The 20,593-nt window shown below is 66.0% G+C and carries 9 protein-coding genes; 6 read left to right on the top strand and 3 right to left on the bottom strand.

From position 1 onward, the window contains the following. Positions 1-203: 203 nt before the first annotated feature. The 4 genes from BLR57_RS09540 (at position 204) to BLR57_RS19375 (ending at position 13,578) form a co-directional block, all read left to right on the top strand. A complete protein-coding gene (locus BLR57_RS09540) occupies positions 204-4,598 on the top strand; it encodes a malectin domain-containing carbohydrate-binding protein (RefSeq protein WP_089697206.1) in 4,395 nt (1,464 codons plus the stop codon). 138 nt (positions 4,599-4,736) lie between these two features. Then, on the top strand, positions 4,737-8,585 hold the full coding sequence (locus tag BLR57_RS09535) for a malectin domain-containing carbohydrate-binding protein (RefSeq protein ID WP_139173321.1): 3,849 nt from the start codon (positions 4,737-4,739) through the stop codon (positions 8,583-8,585). 309 nt (positions 8,586-8,894) lie between these two features. Further along, complete coding sequence (locus tag BLR57_RS09530) at positions 8,895-10,334, top strand: hypothetical protein (RefSeq protein WP_089697203.1); 1,440 nt, start codon at positions 8,895-8,897, stop codon at positions 10,332-10,334. A 61-nt stretch (positions 10,335-10,395) separates the two neighbouring features. Then, complete coding sequence (locus tag BLR57_RS19375) at positions 10,396-13,578, top strand: CARDB domain-containing protein (protein ID WP_089697201.1); 3,183 nt, start codon at positions 10,396-10,398, stop codon at positions 13,576-13,578. Positions 13,579-13,670: 92 nt separating this feature from the next. On the opposite strand, the gene BLR57_RS09520 is transcribed toward BLR57_RS19375, so the two are convergent. Next, positions 13,671-15,506: a S9 family peptidase gene (locus tag BLR57_RS09520; protein ID WP_089697200.1), complete on the bottom strand. Its 1,836-nt coding sequence runs from the start codon at positions 15,504-15,506 to the stop codon at positions 13,671-13,673. Between the two features lie 108 nt (positions 15,507-15,614). Here BLR57_RS09520 and BLR57_RS09515 point away from each other — a divergent pair, with 108 nt between their 5' ends. After that, positions 15,615-16,292 carry an AzlC family ABC transporter permease gene (locus BLR57_RS09515; RefSeq protein WP_139173320.1) on the top strand — a complete coding sequence of 226 codons (678 nt, stop codon included), beginning with the start codon at positions 15,615-15,617 and terminating at the stop codon, positions 16,290-16,292. Continuing rightward, entirely contained in the window at positions 16,289-16,639 is a 351-nt protein-coding gene (locus BLR57_RS09510) for an AzlD domain-containing protein (RefSeq protein WP_089697198.1), read from the top strand. The genes BLR57_RS09515 and BLR57_RS09510 overlap by 4 nt, the downstream gene beginning before the upstream one ends. A gap of 1 nt (position 16,640) precedes the next feature. Here the strand turns inward: BLR57_RS09510 and BLR57_RS09505 are convergent, their stop codons facing one another. Further along, entirely contained in the window at positions 16,641-18,320 is a 1,680-nt protein-coding gene (locus BLR57_RS09505; protein WP_211603203.1) for a vanadium-dependent haloperoxidase, read from the bottom strand. Positions 18,321-18,547: 227 nt separating this feature from the next. Continuing rightward, positions 18,548-20,476, bottom strand: coding sequence for an aldehyde ferredoxin oxidoreductase family protein (locus BLR57_RS09500; protein ID WP_089697196.1), 1,929 nt, complete (start codon positions 20,474-20,476; stop codon positions 18,548-18,550). Positions 20,477-20,593 lie beyond the last annotated feature (117 nt).

Below are 20,593 nucleotides of genomic sequence, written 5' to 3'. Positions count from 1 at the left end.
GCCGTTCATGTTATATTGTGGATACTTACATATAGATAACATTATTTCAAGAGTGAGCTCGCCGAACCATCGGGGGGTTGACACACTATGACACGATTGGGGATTGAAACTGGTGCACAGACCGAGTCACCGTTGGGCGCCCCACCCTCCGGCACACGACTCGAACGCGGCTGTCTACGGAGACGGTACCGGCTGAGGGGGCCATGACGCGAGTGAGACGGGCGGCCGTGGTGGTGGTCTCCTTCCTGCTGGTTACGTCGATGTTCGCCGGGACCGTGGCACTCGTCGCAGGTCCGGCGTTCGCACAGACGGCAGGGACAGTCGAGTACCGCGTGAACGGGGGGACAAACACCGTCGCCGCGACAGACGGTGGCGACGACTGGACGGCACCCGGGTCGACAACTGGGGTGACCGTCGGTGGCAGTACGAACACGTACTCCACTCAGGACTCGATTACGACCGACAGTTCGGTGCCGAGCAGTACACCGGCAGCCGTCTTCCAGACCGAGCGCTACGGCAACACACAGTGGAGCTTCTCGGTGGCGGCCGGCCAGCAGTATCAGGTTCGACTCTACTTCGCTGAGATCTTCGCGACCAGCGACGGTGCTCGCGAGTTCGACGTGGCCATCGAGGGCAAACAGGTCCTCAGTGCCTACGACATCCACGCCGAGGTCGGCCACGACGTCGGGACGATGAAGTCCTACACCGTCACGCCGACCGACAGCACGCTCGACATCGACTTCACCACGGTGACGGACAACGCGAAGGTCTCTGCGATCGAGATCATCGCGGCCGAGCCGCAGTCCGACACGCTCGGTGCACAGTCGAGCCTCGACTTCGGAAGCGTCCTCGTCGGAAACACCGAGACGGAGACGGTCACCGTGACCAACCTCGGTGGTACGACCGACCCGAGCATCGACATCACCGGCGTCTCGACGTCCGGCGACAGCGCGTTCACTGTGGGGTCGCCCTCGCAGACGTCGCTCGCGCCGGGCGACTCCGCTGACATCCCGGTGTCGTTCGCACCACAGGACGCCCAGGCCAAGGCTGGAACGCTCGAGATCACCCACACCGGGACGAACTCGCCGCTGGCGGTGGACCTCTCCGGTGAGGGGACGAGCACGGCCGAAATCGGCTTCGGCAAGAGCAGTCTCCAGGGCTTCGGCGACGGGTCGCTCACGGCCCTCGAGTTCGGTCCCGACGACCGACTCTACGTCACCAAGCAGAACGGGATGGTCTACGCGCTCGAGATCGAGCGCAACGGAGCGAACTCCTACTCGGTCGTCTACGAGAAGGAGATCGCACTGATTCAGGACATCCCGAACCACGATGATAACGGGGTCCTCAACGCTGGCGAGGGGACTCGACAGATTACGGGCATCACGGTGGGTGGGACGGCCAGTCAACCCATCCTCTACGTCTCGTCGAGCGACCCGACCATCAAGGTCGGTACCGACGACGACAGCGTCGACACCAACTCCGGCGCGGTCTCGCGGCTCACCCTCGACTGGGGTGGCGACGGCGTCCTCGCCGACAGCGAGATCACGCACGAAGTGTTGGTCCTCGGCCTGCCACGCTCCGAGGAGAACCACGCGACGAACGGGCTCGACCTGAGCGACGACGGCAACACGCTGTACGTCGCATCGGGTGGCCACGCGAACAAGGGTGCACCGAGCAACAACTTCGGCTACACCCCCGAGTACGCGCTGTCGGCTGCCGTGCTCACTATCGACCTCGCGCAGGTCGAGAGCTTCGGCGCGAAGAACCTCCAGGACTACAACGCCAACTACCCTGACCTGACGTTCTACTACGGCATCCCGACCATCCAGAACGACGACGCCACGGACGGCGACGACCTGCCGTTCGGCGGCGACGACGGGGTCAACCAGGCGAAGTGGGTAGAGAACGGCCCGGTCCAAGTCTACTCCTCCGGCTACCGCAACCCGTACGACCTCGTCCTCTCGGAGGACGACCAACTCTACGTCATCGACAACGGACCGAACGGTGGCTGGGGTGGCATCCCGGTTGACGAGGGGCCGACGGGTATCTGTACCAACGAGCCTAACGAGGACGAAAGCTACAGCACCGGCGACCAGCTCCACCTCGCGACCCAAGGTTCGTACGGTGGACACGCCGCGCCGATTCGGGGTAACCCGACCGGTGCGGACATCTACGACAGTGCCGGCAACGTGGTGCTGGACATCACCGAAGAGAACAGTCCGGTTCCAGCCTCGTTCGTGAACCCGATCGAGTGTGACTACCAGGATCCGACCCAGGACAACTCCATCGGGAACACCTTCGGCTGGACCGGCGGTATCGACGAGTACACCGCCTCGAACTTCGGCGGTGGGATGCAGGGTGACCTGCTCGTCGTCGAGAACGGCGGCTCCGTCGAGCGCGTCGAACTCAACGCTGCCGGTGACGACGTCACGAACCAGGAAGGCAACTTCTTCAGTGACATCGACGCGCTCGGCATCACCACCGTGGGCGACGGCGGTCCCTTCCCGGGCACCGTCTGGACCGCCCGCGGTGGAATCAACGTCTTCGAACCGAACGACTACGACAGCACGACCGGCCCGCAGTGTACGGGTGCTGACGACGCGTCTCTCGACGAGGACGGCGACGGCTACGACAACGCCGACGAGATCGACAACGACACGAACCCGTGTTCGGCCGCGTCGACGCCCGCCGATTTCGACGACGACGGCACGTCTAACCTGAACGACCCCGACGACGACGGTGACGGCATCGTCGACACCGAGGACCCGTTCGCACTCGACGCGACCAACGGCGTCGGCACGGCCCTCCCGGTCCAGATGGACTTCTCGGAGACGGCACTCTTCGGTGACTCCGGACAGGGCTGGACGGGTCTCATGACCAACGGCGACGACTACCTCATCCTCTACGATACCGAGCAGATGACTGTCGGTGGCGCGGCACAGGTGCTGACAGTCGAGAGCGTCCCGGCTGGTGACGCGGTCAACGCGCAGAACAGCCAGCAGTTCGCCTTCCAGCGCGGTATCGACGCACCGAGCGAGCCCTTCACGGTCTCGACGACGGTCAACGGGTTCCCCGACAACCCGGAGAACTACCAGGCGATGGGCATCTACGTCGGGAACGGCGACCAGGACAACTACGCCAAGCTCGTCGTCGCCGCGAACGGCGGCACGGGTGGTGTGCAGTTCGCGAAGGAAGTCGGTGGCAGCTTCTCGAGCGTCGCGCAGCCCGACGACAGCGGAGTCACCGGGCCATCGACGAACACCGACCTGTACCTAACGGTCGACCCGACGACCGACCCGACGCCGAACGACGGCAGCGACGACGTCGCAGTCACCGCCGAGTACGGTATCGACGGTGGCGCAAAGACGGTCGTCGAGACCACGGCGATTCCAGCAAGTTGGCTCGACAGCAGCGACGGTAGCGCGATGGCGGTCGGCGTCATCGCAACGTCCTACCAAGCCAGTTCGACCTTCGACGCGACGTGGACCGACCTCAACGTCGAGTACGTCACCCCACCCGCGAACCAGCCGCCCGTGGCTGACGCCGGTGCGGACATCGTCGTCGACGAGGGACAGACCGTCACGCTCGACGGCTCGGGCTCCTCGGATCCCGAGGGAGCGCAACTCGGCTACACGTGGACGCAGACGGCGGGCACGCCCGACGGACTGCTCGACGTGAGCGACAGCGAACAGGTGTCGTTCACGGCACCCGAGGTCGACGGCGACACGACGCTCACCTTCGAGTTGAGCGTCTCCGACGGCGACCTCTCCGACACCGACACGGTCGACGTGACGGTGCAGGACACGACGCTCGCGCAGGGTGACGTCCTCTACCGCGTGAACGCGGGCGGCGCCGAAGTCGCTGCGGCCGACGGCGGTCCAGCGTGGAGCACCGACACCGAAGCGGCACCGAGTCAGTATCTCGTCGCCGGTGGCGACAACACTGGCGCGTACGGCGGTGGACTGAACAGCGTCGACTCGTCCGTCCCCGCCGACACGCCGTCGGAGCTCTGGAACAGCGAGCGGTGGGACCCACCTGCCGACCCGGAGATGGCGTGGCAGTTCGCCGACGGCATCGAGGCAGGCCAGACCTACGAGGTCCGCCTGTACTTCTACGACGGCTACTCGGGGACGGCTGATCCCGGTGACCGCGTCTTCGACATCGTCATCGAAGGCACGACCCAAGCGTCCGGATTCGACCCCATCGCCGCCTACGGCGACCAGAACGCTGGCATGGAGTCGTTCACCGTGACTGCCGGGTCCGACGGTGACCTCGACATCGTGTTCATCCACGACGTCGAGAACCCCCAGCTCAACGCCATCGAGATCGTCGCGGTCGAGAGTGCCCCCGGCCCCGTCGGGAGCTTCGAGAACCCACCGACCGACACGGACGGCGACGGCCTCTACGAGGACGTCAACGGCAACGGTGAGTTCAACATCGTCGACGTGCAGGCGTTCTTCCAGAACTACCAGAGCGACGAGGTCCAGAACTACTCGGAGGCGTTCGACTTCAACGGCAACGGCGAAGTCAACGTCGTCGACGTGCAGGCACTGTTCATCGAATCGCTCGACGACACGACGACGTCCGGGAGCGGCTGATTCCCGCTCTCGGTTTCGGACACGAGGAGCCACGGGTACGCTCACTCCAGAGGCCCACGGCAGCCACTCGGGTCGGACACAGCCGACCGAATCCAGCACAGAACCCCACAGAACCAACCCACAATCGCAGGACACGAAATGAAACGCAAACCAACCCATACACCAACACTCAGAACACTCCTCGTGCTCACGATGGCGGTGCTTCTCGTCGTCTCGGCGGGAGCCACCAGCGTCGTGCTCGCGGCGAGTACGCAGGTAGCGATCGCTCCGGCCAGTCAGTCGGTCGGCACCGGGAGCACGACGACAGTCGACGTCGTCGCCACACAGGCGACGGAGGGCGTCGGCTCCTACGAGTTCACCATCTCGGTGGACGACCCGACGGTCGCGTCCATCACCGACGTCGATCTGGCCGGCGACCCCGACGAGAGCGTCAGTGACATTACCATCGCTGCCGACGGCTCGTCGGCGACAGTCGCCGTCTTCGCGTCCGACACGACCGGAACCGGCGAGGTCGTCCTCGCCACGGTCACGGTGGCAGCCGACGCGGCCGGAACGGCGACGTTCTCGGTCGACGACCAGTCGGTGAACATCGGCACGGACGCCGCAGAGGACTACGACATCACCGGCACGAGCGACGCCACGGTGACCGTCGGGGCGACCGACGACCTGTCCATCGAACAGGCGGTCGCCAGTGCCGACTCGACCGGCGACGACACGGTCATCGAGATCTCGGAGCTGCAGCTCGCTACCAACTGGTGGGCGACCGAGACCGCCGTCCCGAACACCGGCGGCGAGACGATCGACCTCTCGATGCTCCAACAGCTCACCAACATGTGGGCGACCGGTGCGACCGTGAGCACTCCGGCGTCGATGCAGATTACCAGCACCTCCGTCGACGGGTCGAACGTCACCGTCACGTGGGACGGGACGAAGGCGATGGACACCGACCACGTCCACGTCCAACTCGACGACAACGACTACGTCGGCGGCCAGCCCATCGACGGCTCGTACACGTTCGAGAACGTCGCGGCGGGCGAACACACCGTCACCGTCACCGTGGCGGACATGGTGCACACGGAGTACACGAACCCCGAAGCGACCGACACGGCGACCGTCACGGTCGCCCCCAGCCTCACCAGCTCGTCGCTGGTCGAGGTGACGCCGGACAGCACGAACATCGACCAGACGACCTACGGCTTCGGCTCCTACCAGGTGACGAACACCGGTGAGACCGACATCGTGTCCGTCTCGTTCGACCTGAGTACGGCGAGTATGCCGGATATGGTCTTCGACCCGGACGGGACGGCCGGCGACCCGACCGGTGAGGGCCTCAACATCGTCAGCGACGGTGGAACGGGAATCACGACGGCCGGCGGCGGCTCGGACGAGGCGTTCTCCCAGCCGCACAACGGCGTCGACGGTGCCGACGGCTACGACGTCATGACCGTCGAGTTCGGCGACTTCCAGCCCGGCGAGACGGCGACCTTCTGGGCCGACAACGACCCGACCAGCATCAAGGGCGCGACGGTCAGCTCCCAGGAGGCCGGTCCCGTCTCCGGACTGGAACTCGCCCGTTCGACGGTGACGGTCACCTACGCGGACGGCACGTCCCAGACGGCCAACCTGATGGGTGACGGCTCCGTCGGTGGCTCGACCGCCGTCCTCGACGGCGAGGAAGCCCCGGCACCGACCATCGGTGTCGACGGTGTCAGCCTCGACGGCAGCGTCCTCGACGGCTACCACAGCGGCGCGGTCGTCTCCGAGGCCGCCCAGACCGTGACGGTCACCGGCGAACCCGGAGAGACTGTCACGCTCGTGCGCGTCGAGGGCGAACTCTCGCTGAGCGACGTCCCGAACGGCGGCTACGACATCGAAGCACTGGAAGCGAACAACGCAGTGAACGTCGAGTACATCAGCGTCACGCTCGACGGCAACGGTGAGGCGTCGGTGCCGGTCACCCTGACCAATGGCCCCGACGACAGTGACGAAGCCGGCTTCAACTACTTCGTGGCGGCCCACGGGGTCGCCTCCGGCGACATGGGCGACGCCTCGAACGTCGTCGTCCTGAAGTACGAACAGTCGAGCGGCCCGACCGAGTTCTACGTGAACTCGGGTGGGGCAGAGTACACGGCGACGGACAGCACGACCTACGCGGCTGACGTGAACTTCGTCGGTGGCACGCCGTTCGCCAGCGACGGTCTCGAGATCGCAGGCACTGACGACGACACGCTCTACCAGACCGAGCGGTACGGCACGTTCGAGTACGCCATCCCGCTCGCCAACGGGGCGTACGACGTCACGCTCCACTTCGCCGAAATCTACCACGGTGTGCAGAACGGTAACGGCGTCGGCGCACGCGAATTCGACGTCGCAATCGAAGGCCAGCAGGTCCTCGACAACTACGACATCATCGCCGACGCCGGTTCCGCGACGGCGACGACGAAGACCTACACGGCCGACGTGACCGACGGCGAACTGAACATCCAGTTCACCGCTGAGGTGGACCAGGCAAAGGTCTCGGCGATCGGCATCGCACCGTCCGACGGTAGCACCGGTCCCGGCTCGGCCGACATCGCAGTCAACGCCAACGGGGGCATCGACGCGAGTACCTTCAACGGCGGTTCGTTCAGCATCGAGAACACCGGCGACCAGCCCATCTCCTCGGTCTCGTTCGACCTGAGTGAGAGCGCGGTCCCGGATGCGGTCTTCGACCCCACCGGCACGGCTGGTGACGCGACCGCGAAGGGACTCGTCATCGACAGCGAGTCCGGTGACGGCGTGGGTGTCGTCAGTACCGCCGACGCCGACGTGTTCAGTCAACCACACAACGGCGTCGACGGCACCGACGGCTACGACGTCCTGACCATCGAGTTCGGGGACTTCGAGCCTGGCGAGGTCGTGACCTTCTCGACGGACATCGACCCGACGACCATCCAAGGTGCCTCCACGACCGGTGGTGCCGGGTCCGTTTCGGGGCTGGAACTCGCGGGCAGTGCCGTGAGCGTCTCGTACGGTGACGGGGCGACCCAGACGACCGACCTCTTCGGCGACGGCAGCGCGGGTGGCGCGCAGGCCACCGCGAAGTCCGTCGTCCCGAGCGCACCTACGCTCGGCGTGCAGGACGTCACGCTGGCCGCGACGGACTTCCCTGGCCACGAGGCGGCCACCGTGGGCGACACGGCACAGACACTGACGCTCAGCGGTCCGGCGGACGGAACGGTCCAGCTGATCCAGATGGAACTCAGCACGCCGCCGTCCGATGGTTACGACATCGACGCCTACGAGGGCGACAACGCTCAGGCGGTCAACACTCAGTCCGTCTCGCTCGACGCGAACGGCGAGGCAACCGTCTCGGTGACGCTCTCGGACACGAACCTGAACTACTTCGTCGCGGCCGTCCAGGACGGCAGCGGTGATACCGGGGTGGCCTCGAACACGGTCATCCTGGAAGTCGGAAGCACCGAACCGCAGATTCTCCACCGCGTGAACGCGGGTGAGGCGACGACCGTCGCGGCAACCGGCGACGGCCCCGACTGGACGGGCGTCGGGGACACCAGTTCGCCGTATCTCGTCTCTGTCGCGAGCACCGGTGCGGGGAACTACTGCGCTGGCGACGCCATCACGGCCGGGAGCACCGTCCCCTCGTCGACACCGGACGCCGTGTTCGACTGTGAACGCTACGGCGAGATGACCTGGGCGTTCTCGGTGGACTCCGGGCAGACGGTCGACGTCCGACTCTACTTCGGCAACTCGTACCCCGGTGCGAGCGAGCCCGGCCAGCGACAGTTCAACGTCTCCATCGAGGGCCAACAGGTACTCGAACAGTACGACCCCGTGGCCGACGTCGGCCACGCGACTGGGGTTCTGAAGAGCTTTACTGCGACCGACGATGGCGACGGCACCATCACGGTCGTCTTCGAGCAAGGTGCGTTCGAGAACCCGGAGATCAGAGCAATCGAAATCATCGAATCGGAGGGCAGCGCGTAGAGCGGGCGCTCGACCGACCAATGACGAGACACTCCGCACGCGTCGTCGGTCGCCATCGCGACTCGTCCAGCGGGGACGAGTCCTGCTACGGCAGTGGCGACGCTCGGAGTCGGACCGATGACGGACCAGAACCGGTCTGGTACGGCATCCGTCGGCGACCGGTGTCCATCGGGGGTAACCACACCGACTGCGTCGACGCCACGCCTCCCGAGGCACCCTCTCTCGTCGGTCAAACGGGGCGGAGCCGACTGGCTCCGAGACGCGAACCGCACACCGACCAACAGAACGACAACTGACAGTATCCAACCAATGACGAACAAAATCCAGCAGCGACTCAGACAAACAACGGCCGCACTCGTCGCACTCGCCCTCGTCCTCTCGGTCCTCGGACCGGTAGGCGTGGTCGTCGCAGCACCCGGCGTCACGGTCTCACACGCCCAAAACAGCGTCACCGCCGCTCCCGGCGACGAGGTCCAGATCACGGTGGAGTTCACACAGACAGAGGCGAACGCGCCTGCGATGGTGCCGAGTCTCCCCGACGGGTGGACGATCACCGCGACGACCGCAGCCAACGGCTGGGACTACGTCGCCGCACAGACGACCTTCCTCGGTGGAATCACGCTGTCCGACATGGACGGGGTGACCGGTACGTACACCCACACCTACACCGTCCTCGTCCCCAGCGACGCGGCACCGGGTGACTACACGGTGACGTCGGAGGGCTCGGTCATCGAGCCTGCGACCAGTAACCGTCTCACGAGCACCGACTCGACGACCATCACCGTCGAGGAACCGGTCGTCAACCCGGCGAACTTCCAGGTGTCGAACCTGAACCCGACCGACGTGACGGTCACGCAGGGTGACGTCATCGACGTCAGCGCGACTGTCGAGAACACCGGCGACGAAGCCGGGACGCAATCGGTCTCCTTCCAGGTCGACGGCACCGCTCTCACCAGCCAGGACGTGACGCTCGCCGCGGGTGCCAGCCAGACGGTGACCTTCGAGGACATCGACACCTCAACGCTCGCACCGGGCGACTACACCCACGGCGTCTACACCAGCGACGACTCACAGACTGCCACCCTCAGCGTCGACCCGGCCCCGGCGGTCAAGTCGACCGACGTGAGCCTGTCGCCGACGGACGCCGAGATCACGCTCGGAAACACCGGGACGTACGACATCGTCGTCGAGAACACCGACGGTGGTGTCGGTGCCTTCACCGCGACCGTGACCGTCGATGACCCGTCCGTCGCGATTATCACGGACGTCGAGGTGCAGGGAAGCCCCGGCTTGCTGGAGACCGACTACGCGAGCGACAACTCGTCGGTCACCATCAACGCTGCACTCGCGGACACGGCGAACACCGGCAGCGTCACCATCGCGACCATCGAGGTGACGGGTCAGGGTGAAGGGACGGCAAATCTCGGTCTCGACGTCGCTGCACTCGGTGACGAGAACGGCAACAGCTACACGGTCGACAGCACCAGTGGTGCGACCGTGACCGCCGTCGACCTCGCACCGATCGGCAACTTCCAGAACTCCCCGAACGACCTCAACGGTGACGGACTGTACGAAGACACGAACGGCGACGGTGTCTTCAACATCGTCGACATCCAGGCTACGTTCGCGAACATCAACGACCCGGTCATCCAGAACAATCCTGAGAAGTTCAACTACAACGGCGACGCGACGTTCGACATCGTCGACGTCCAGGCGCAGTACTACCTCCTAATAAACGGTGGTGCCTGATGCGCTCACCCAGTAGCACGCGAGTGGCGAGAACAGCGGTAACAGCAGCGAAAGGGATACTATGAGTACACGAACCGGACAGAACGTCCTCACCACGAAGAGCCTCATCGCGCTCGCACTGACGGCACTCGTCGTCGGTGCGGTCGCGGTAAACGCGGCTCCGTTCGGGGTTCTCGGAGGAAGTGTGACGGCACCAGCTGTCGCTGCCCAACAAGCACAGCCCAGTTCCGCCGTGAGCCTCGCACCGCAGAGTACAACGATCGACCCCGGAGACACGACGACGTACGATGTCGTCGTCGACACCGCCGACGGTGGTGTCGGTGCCTACGACTTCGACGTGACAGTCGCCGATTCGACCGTCGCATCGATCACTGACATCTCCCTGGGTGGCGGACCGCCGGCACAGACCTCGGACGTCACCCTCGCGAACGACGGCTCCGCCGTCTCGGTAGTCGCCGCACTGGCGGATACCGACGACACCGGGAGCGTCGTCATCGCGACGGTCACCGTCGAAGGTGACGCGGCCGGGACGACCGACCTCGGCCTGTCTGTCGAGGCGCTCGGTACCGAGAGCGGTCAGAGCTACACCGTCACCGAGGCGAACGGCGCGACGCTGACCGTCACGGACCCGACACCGGCCAACCGGCCACCCACGGCTGACGCCGGTGCCGACCAGACGGTCGACGAAGAGACGACGGTCACGCTCGACGCGACGGGGTCCAGCGACCCCGACGGCGACGCGTTGACCTACGCCTGGAGCCAGACGGACGGCCCCGACGTGTCGCTCACCGGTGACGACACCAGCACGGCGACCTTCGAGGCACCAGACGTCGACAGCGACACGGCATTGACCTTCGAGGTCGATGTCAGTGACGGCGAGGCGAGCGACACCGATACCGTCGTCGTCACCGTCCAGAACACGGACACGAACAACCAGAACCCGGACCCGGACCCTGACCCGGACCCGGACCCTGACCCGGACCCGGACCCTGACCCGGACCCGGACCCGGAACCGCAGCCCGACCCCGAGACGACCGTCTCGATGAATCCGGCGAGTGACGGAATCGACGAGGGCTCCTCGACGACCTTCGACGTCGTCGTCGAGAGTGCCGACGGCGGTGTCGGTGCCTACGACTTCGAGGTGACGGTCGCGACCCCGTCGGTCGCCTCTATCACCGACGTCGAGTTGCATGGCTCACCGTCCGACCAGACGTCCGACGTCACCATCGCGGCCGACGGCTCGTCGGCGCGGGCTGTCGCGGCGTTGGCGGACACCGACAACACCGGCAGCGTCGTCATCGCGACGGTCACCGTCGAAGGCGACGATGCCGGCACGACCGACCTCGGCCTGAGCGTCACGGCGCTCGGCACCGAGGCGGGGCACAGTTACACGGTCACCGACATGAGTGGGGCCACACTGACCGTCGACAGCGGCAGTTCCCCGAGCGACCCGGCGAACTTCCAGGTGTCGAACCTGAACCCGACCGACGTGACGGTCACGCAGGGTGACGTCATCGACGTCAGCGCGACCGTCGAGAACACCGGCGACGACTCGGACACGCAGCGCGTCGAGTTCCGTGTCGACGGGACGGCACTCACTGGTCAGGATGTCACCCTCGCTGGCGGTGAGAGCCGGACGGTGACCTTCGAGGACATCGATACCAGCGGTCTCGCAGCCGGTGAGTACACCCACGGTGTCTACACCGATGACGACTCCCAGACCGCGACGTTGACGGTCGAAGCACCAGCGACGCCCAGCGACCCGGCGAACTTCCAGGTGTCGGACCTGAATCCGACGGACGTGACTGTCACCCAGGGTGACGTCATCGACGTCAGCGCGACCGTCGAGAACACCGGCGACGACTCGGACACGCAGCGTGTCGAGTTCCGCGTCGGTAGTACGGCTATCGCGAGCGAAGATGTGACCCTCGCTGGTGGCGAGAGCCAGACGGTGACGTTCGAAGACATCGGCACCAGTGGCCTCGCTCCAGGTGACTACACCCATGGCATCTACACCGATGACGACTCACAGACTGCGACGTTGACCGTCGATGCACCAGCGACGCCCAGCGACCCAGCGGACTTCCAGGTGTCTGACCTGAACCCGACCTACGTGACGGTCACGCAGGGTGACGTCATCGACGTCAGCGCGACCGTCGAGAACACTGGTGACGAGGAAGGGACCCAATCGGTCTCCTTCCAGGTCGACGGGACTGTCCTCTCCAGTCAGGATGTCACCCTCGCTGGCGGTGAGAGCCAGACGGTGACCTTCGAGGACATCGACACGAGCGGTCTCGCACCGGGTGACTACACCCACGGCATCTACACCGACGACGACTCACAGACTGCGACGTTGACCGTCGACGCACCGGCCGCACCCAGCGACCCGGCGAACTTCGAGGTGTCGGACCTGAATCCGATGGACGTGACCGTCACGCAAGGTGACGTCATCGACGTCAGTGCGACCGTCGAGAACACCGGTGACGAGGAAGGGACCCAATCGGTCTCCTTCCAAGTCGACGGGACGGTCCTCTCCAGTCAGGACGTCACCCTCGCTGGCGGTGAGAGCCAGACGGTGACCTTCGAAGATATCGACACGAGCGGTCTCGCAGCCGGTGAGTACACCCACGGTGTCTACACCGACGACGACGCTCAGACCGCCACTCTCACCGTGACCGAGCCCACTGGTGGCGACGGTGACGGCGACAAGACGTACACCCGTGACGAGATCACGCAGGCGAAGTACGGCTACGACTTCGCCGAGGTCAGTTACGAGACGGCGGGACAGGTGCAGGACATCTACAACCGCCAGCCCTTCGCCGACGGTGCCACCCCGGGTGACATCGAGACGCGCGAAGAGATCGCCGAGCGGCTGTACGATATGCGAGCGCAGGAGTCGACGCTCGCAGCCAAACTGACGGCAGAACAGCTGATCGAGGTCCAGAACGCCTACGACGCACAGTTCGGCCCACTGCCGACCGACCCCGAATACAGCCGTGAGGAGATCTCACAGGCGAAGTACGGGGTAGCGTTCGCCGATCTGAGCACCGAGACGACGGGACAGGTGCAGGCCATCTACAACCGCCAGCCCTTCCCGGCCGGTGACACTCCCGCCGACATCGAGACGCGCGAGGAGATCGCCGAGCGACTGTACGGGATGCACTACTACGACCTCGAGAACCGCGACCACGTCGTCGAAGTGCAGAACCGCTACCACGCACAGTTCGACGACCGAGCAGACTAGCGACCGGCGACCGTCCGAAGACGGATCGCACGGTACTGAACGCTCTTTCTTTCAGGGCCGCTCGTCTTACCATCACCTCTAATGTCGCGCCGTCAGAGCCGCCGGTCGAGATAGTCACCCAACAGCGAGAACGTCCGGAGCTTCTGGTCGGTGTCGGTCGAGCCGTGGCCCTCCTCGCCGAGTTCCTCGTACTCGAACTCCTCCCCCTCGGTCCAGCCCCGTTCTTCGAGCGCGTCGCGGAAGATTCGTGCCTGCGAGACCGGACAGCGCGGGTCGTTGACGCCGTGGACCATGAATATCGGCCGTTCGATGGCGTCGACGTGGGTGATGGCACTGCGGTCGCGCCACAGCTCGTCGTTCTCCTCCGGGTCGCCCAGCTGCTGTTCGAGCATCGTCTGGAAATGCGGCATCGAGTCCTCGTAGAGCCGGTGGAGGTCGGTGATGCCGATCCAGGCGATACCCGTCGCCCACAGCTCGGGATACTGCACGAGCTGCATGTAGACGGAATAGCCACCGTAGGAGCCGCCGAAGACGGCGACGCGCTCCTCGTCGACCCAGTCGCGACCCATCAGCCAGCGGCCGCCCTCGGCGACGTCGGCCTGCTCCATGCCGCCCCAGTCGCCGTGGATGCGGTTCTTGAACTCGCGGCCACGGCCGGTCGACCCGCGGTAGTTCGGCTGGAGGACCGTGTAGCCCTTGTTGACGAGGAACTGCGCGTAGAGGTTGAACGCCTTCGTCGACTGGCCGTGCGGCCCGCCGTGGACCATCACGACCGCTGGCTGCTCCGTTGCGTCGGCGTCGACGCCGGGCCGCTGGCGGGCGTCGAACAACAGCGCGCCGATGCCGAGACCGTCGGTCGACTCGTAGGTCACGTACTCGGCGTCGACGAAGCGGTCGGGGTCGACGTCGCCGTAGTCCGGAGCCAAGAGCGTCGTCGTCGTGTGCATCCCCAGGTCGTAGGCGTAGAGCGTCGACCGCTCGCTCGGGGTACTGTGGCCGAGGACGAGCGTCTCGTCGTCGAGGAAGCCACTCCGTCCGGCGACGCTGGTGACGCCCTCCGGGAGGTCGAACTCCGCGACTTCGCGGCCGTCGAGGTCGTAGACGACGGGCATCGACGCCGCCTCGCGCTGGCGAGTGACGACGACCTGACTCCCGTCCGGCGAGAACGCCGCCGGAGACTCCTCGTGTTGGCCGTTGCCGAGCCATTCGACCGTGTCGTCGTCGAGATAGTAGATTCCGGCTCGGCCGAGGTCCGCGCTGTTGTCGGCGACGAGGAGACGGTCGCCCGCAGGATGCCAGTCGACCGGCTGGACCTCGGTGCCCGCCGTGCCGACGGCGAGCTTCCGCTTCTCGCTCCCGTCGGCGCGCATGACGTACGTGTCGGTGTTTTCGAGGTCGTCTGTCTCGTTGGCGGCGTAGGCGATACGGTCGTCGTCCGGGGAGAACAGTCCCTGGTAGACCGGCTTCTCTGAGGCGGTGAGCTGCTCGCGCTCGTCGGCGTCGGTGTCGTAGTGATAGAGGTTCATCTGCGTGCCCTCGTCGCTGGCGTAGAGCAGATAGCGGCCGTCGGAACTGCTGTCCATGGCGATGGCCTGCCCGTCGACGGCGACGACCTGCTCGACGCGTCCCTCGCGGTCGATGCTGTAGACGTCGTTCTGTTCGTCGCCGCCCTCGTCGCGGTGGAAGTAGACCGCCTCGCCGTCGCCGCGCCACAGAATCGGCCAGCGGGCGTTGCGCGGGACGTCGCCGTCGCTGACCTGCGTCCGCTCGCCGGTCACCGGGTCGAGGAGAAAGAGTTCGTTGCGGCCGGTGCCGTCGTAGTAGAGCGCGACCGTCGAGCCGTCCGGCGAAACGCTCGGATGGTAGAACTCGGGGAGGCGTGCGAGGTCTTCCGGGCTGAAGGCGTCGCTGTCACTCTCGGCTGACATATCTGTTCGACTCTCCGCGCGTCGCGTGATAACGGTTGGGTATGCGGAATCGACAGGACGCGTTGCCGAATAGACAGGGGTTTCATAGCTCCACATTTCTTCCACTGTATGGACCGAGTCTCGACTCACTTCTCCGCAGGGATCCGTGACGCGCTTCCCCTCCTCCTCGGTATCCTCCCCTTCGCGCTCGTCGCGGGCGTCGCCGCCGCCGAAACCGGTCTCTCGCTCCTTCAGGCGGTCGGAATGTCCGTCTTCGTCTTCGCAGGTGCGTCGCAGCTGGCCGCACTCGAACTGCTCGGGAACGACGCCTCGCTCGCCGTCGTCGTTCTCACGGCCGCCGTCATCAACCTCCGGATGCTGATGTACTCGGCCTCTATCGCGCCGCACTTCCGGGCCGCGACGGCCCGTATCCGCGCGCTGCTCGCGTACTTCCTCACCGACCAGGCGTTCGCGCTCACCGTCGCCCGCTACGACGCCGACGACTCGGGCCAGCGGTGGTACTATCTCGGCGTGTCGCTCGCGCTGTGGGGCGTCTGGCAGGTCGGCACCGTCGTCGGCGTCGTCGTCGGCGCGGGCGTCCCCGAGTCGTGGGGCCTCGAGTTCGCCGTCCCGCTCGTCTTCCTCGCCTTGCTCGTGCCGGCGTTGAAAAACCGTGAATCGCTCGCCGCAGGGGCCGCCGCAGGCATCGTCGCCGTCGTCGGTGCGGGACTCCCGTTCAATCTCGGACTGATCGTCGCCGCGCTCGTCGGCGTCGCGGCCGGGATGTTCGTGGAGGGACGGCGATGACGACCAGCTACGGCCCGGCGACGCTGTGGGCCGTCATTCTCGCTCTCGGCGTCGTCACCTACGCCATCCGCCTCTCCTTTATCGCACTGTTCGGCCGCGTCGACGACATCCCCGAGTGGGTCGAACGGGCACTGTCGTACGTCCCGGCGGCGGTGCTCGCGGCACTGGTCGTCCCGGCACTCGTGACCATCGAACCGTCGCTCGTCGACACTGTGGCCGACGACCGACTCGTCGCCGGTCTCGTCGCCGCCGCCGTCGCCTGGCGGACGGAGAACGTCTTTGCGACCATCGCCGTCGGGATGCTCGTGCTGTGGGCGATCCGCTTCGGTCTCCCGCTCGTGGCCTAGCTCAGGCCGGAACCGCGCCGTCGGCGGTGATGCGGATACGCTCGCCGTCGAACGTGGTGAGGCGGAAGCCCTCGAAGCCGTAGGCCGCATCGTATAGCCGTGCGCGGTCGGCGAGGAAGCCGATGGCGACCTGTTCGCCCATCCGGATACCGGCGTCGGCGTCGCTGCGGTAGTGGATACCCGCCCAGTTGCGGCCGATGGACATGTTCGAGGCAAGCTTGTCCAGTTCGTCGCCGACGGTCAACGCGTCGTCGACGGCGACGAGGGCGGTCCCGTCCGCCGAGGGGGCGACCGGGTTCGGCAGGAGCCACGACTCGTCGAAGAACGCCTTCAGGACGGTGACGCAGGCTCCGGCGATACCGGCGTGCCCTGCCGGATACGACGGATGCAACGGCGACCCCTCGGGATATGCTTGCGGCAGGAGGTAGCTCCCGTACGCCGCCTGTATCTCGTCCAGCACGGGCGAGTCCAGCAGGTCGGGGTGAATCGGCGACTCACGGACGTCGGTCAGCTGGCTGTGGACGTGCGCGCCGAACGCCTCGGGGCGGAGCCGACGGTGGACGAGCCACTTCTGTGCCCAGTTGGCCCCTTGGACCGCCTTCAGGACACCCGGAACCGCGTCGAGCACGTCGTGGGGACCGAAGTCGACGAACAGCGACTGGCCCTCCGTCGATGGAATACCGGGGTTGGCTGGCGCGCCCAGCCCGAGGAGGACGAGCGCGGCGTCGAGGTAGGACTGAATCGCGTAGTCGCGGTGGACGTACGTCGAGAGGTCGCGGCCGCTGTGGAGGTAGCGCGCCATCGGGTCGTAGACGTCGCCGTGGCCGGGGGCGGCACCGGCGGCACAGTCGAGCCACGTCTCAAAGTCGGTCAGATAGTCGACACCCGGCTCGTAGACGCGGCACAGCTGTGGCTGTTCGACCACGTCGCCGCGGGGGATGGGGTAGTAGAAGAACTGCGACAGATACGGGCCGGTCCGGTCGCCGTCGCTCGGTCCGCGGAACAGCAGTTCGGGCGTCACCCGTCCCTCGTCGTCACGGGGACCGGCGTATCCCGAGAGCCCCGAGAGGTTGGCGGCGGCCGCCTCGGCGACCGGGTTGCCCTCGTAGGCGTCGAAGGGAACGTCGCGCAGGAGTGCCTGCCAGTAGAGTTCGACCATCTCGGCGGCCGACTCGGGGCTGTCGAACCGCGGGGCGGGCGGCATCGTCACGTCGTGGGGGTCCGGCCCGGTGATGACGAACGACAGTGCCGCCTGCGGGTTGACGAGCTTCCGGTCGCCACCCAACGGGACGTCGTCGAACGAACCGCGGCCGTCCAGCGCGGCGAGGAGTGTCTCGTAGGCCGCGGCGTCGACCATCCCCAGTTCATCGTGTGGTAGCCCCTTCGTGAAGGAGGCGAGATAGCCGTCGAGGGACTCGTCGCCGTTGGCGCGGTGCTCCGGCGGTCGGTGGTCGGTGTGGAAGCGCGCCGCCCGGCGGCGGTGGTGGTAGGCGTCTACCAGCCGCCGGCCGCCGCGGTGGTGCGACGGGGGTGCCGCCGGCGTCGACGGCACGTGACGGGCCGCCACGCTGCCGGTGCCGAGTGCGGAGAGCGCGGAGAGCGTGCCGAGTCCGCGAAGGACGGCCCGGCGGCCGACGCCCGGACGAGCGGGATGTTCGTTTGGCTGTCGGCTGTGACTCATGTGCGGCTCAGACGACAGTCCGGGGAAAAGGTATGTTCCGTCTGCCGACGGTATGGCCCTCCTACTGTCGGATTTCTATCGACTGTCTGCTGTCGTCTCTTCCGAGAGGTGAGCTGCGTCGCTTGCGTCGTTGGCGGCTGAGTCGCTGCGGCTGAGTCGCTTGCGGACGAGCCACGTCGCTCGCGGGCTTCCGGTCACATCAAAAAGTCGGAACGGTCGGTGGACGCTCAGTCGTCGGCCGGTGCGGTCGAGTCGCCACCGGCGGAGACGCCGGTGCCGGGACCGAGGTCGATGCCGAGTTCGTCGAGCTTCTCGTCGGGGACGACGCCGTCGACCCAGCCGCGGTGGCTGTAGTATTCGGCTTTCATCTCCGGCAGCTCACAGTACTCGCCCTCGGAGGCACCCTGGCCGGGGATACCGCCTTCGAGGAAGCGTGCCGGCAGCGAGTCGTCGTCGCCGTCGAAGCCTGCGAGGTTGTTGTAGTAGCGTTCGAGCGTGTAGATGCGCTCGCCCGTCTCCAGCAGTTCGTCCTCGCTCACGTCGAGACCGGTCATCCCGTTGTACTGCAGGACGTACTCCTCGATGCCCTCTGCGAACGCGCTGAACTTGCAGATGTCGAAGGAGTCCGAGATGGCGTGCATATCCTGGAAGGTGGCGGTCAGTTCGCCCTTGCCCTCCCACTCGTACGGATCGACTTTCATCGGGAAGCCGAGGATCTCGGCCGACGGCGTGTAGGCCCGCAGATGGCACGCCCCGCGGTTCGAGGTGGCGTAGGCGATGCCCATGCCCTTCATGCAGCGCGGGTCGTAGGCCGCGATGGTCTGGCCCTTGACGGCCAGGGAGTTCTCCTCGGCGTCGAACTCCTCGATGAGGTGGTTCGGGCCGCCAGCGAGATGGTCGGCGAGCTCGCCGTCGCGGGTGGCGATCTTCGGGATCATGTCGATCATCGTCTCGACGTCACCCCACTCCAGACCGTCACCGAGACCGTCGAGTTTGCCCTCTTCGGTCATCTCCATCGCCATGGCCATCACGTTGCCGACCTCGATGGTGTCGATGCCGTGGTCGTTGCACTGTTCGAGCATCACGGCGATGGCGTCGCGGTCGGTGTTGCCGGAGTTCGGGCCGAGCGCGTAGGCCGACTCGTACTCGTAGGACTCCGTCCGGACGTTCATCTCCTCGCCCTTGTGGGTGTACTTGACCTCGACTTCCTTCTTACAGGCGACGGGGCAGGAGTGACAGGTCGGCTCGTCGACGAGGATGTTCTCGCGGACGTTCTCGCCGGAGACACGCTCGGAGTCGATGTCGACGCCCTCGGCGTCGCGGTACGCCTCCGTACTCGTGTACTTGCCGTTCTTCGTCGGCAGGCCGTCCATCTCTTCGCCGATGTTCATGAGGACGTTCGTCCCGTAGAGCGACAGCCCGCCCTCGTTCGGGGCCGTCACGTCGGACTCGCGGATGACCTGCAGTGCCTGCTGGTAGCCCTCTTTGAACGTCTCGGCGTCCTTCGGCTTCGGCATCCGCGTTCCGGACTTGACGACGACGGCCTTGAGGTTCTTCGACCCCATGACACAGCCGGTGCCGCCGCGGCCCGAGGCACGGTCGTCCTCGTTGACGACGCAGGCGTAGCGGACCTGGTTCTCGCCAGCCTCGCCGATGGCCATGACGCTGAGGTTCTTGCCGAGCGACCCCTCGACTTCCCCGGCGAGCGTGTCGATGGTCTCGTGGACGCCCTTCCCCCAGACGTGGGAGGCGTCGCGGAGTTCGACTTTACCGTCCTCGACGAACGCGTAGACCGGTTTTTCGGCCTTCCCCGTGAACAGCAGGCCGTCGAAACCGGACCACTTCAGTCGTGCTCCGCTCCACCCGCCGTGGTGGGAGTCGGTGACCGTACCGGTCAGTGGCGACTTGGTGACGAGCGCGATACGACCGCTCATCGTCACCTGTGTCCCCGTCAGCGGCCCGGTCATGAACGCCAACATGTTGTCCGGGCCGAGCGGGTCGACGTCCGCCCCCTGCTCGAAGACGTATTTTACGCCGAGACCGCGTGCCCCGATATACTTCTTCGCGTCCTCGTCGTCGATACCCTCGTACGCGACGTCCCCTCCCGAGAGATCGACGCGTGCCACGTGGTCCTGATAGCCGCCAAGTTCAGTCATTGTAATGTACGTTGATTATGTTGGTGCCGTACCCCGTTAGTCGTTGGCACAAGTACGCAACCACAAACGGTTACATCTCGGTTCTGTCGGGCGATATCCGACACGGTTCTCCCGGTC

This window comes from Halogranum gelatinilyticum (genome assembly GCF_900103715.1).
GTDB lineage: Archaea > Halobacteriota > Halobacteria > Halobacteriales > Haloferacaceae > Halogranum > Halogranum gelatinilyticum.
The sequence above is the reverse complement of the archived record's forward strand: the minus strand, read 5'-3'. Positions and strand labels throughout refer to the sequence as shown.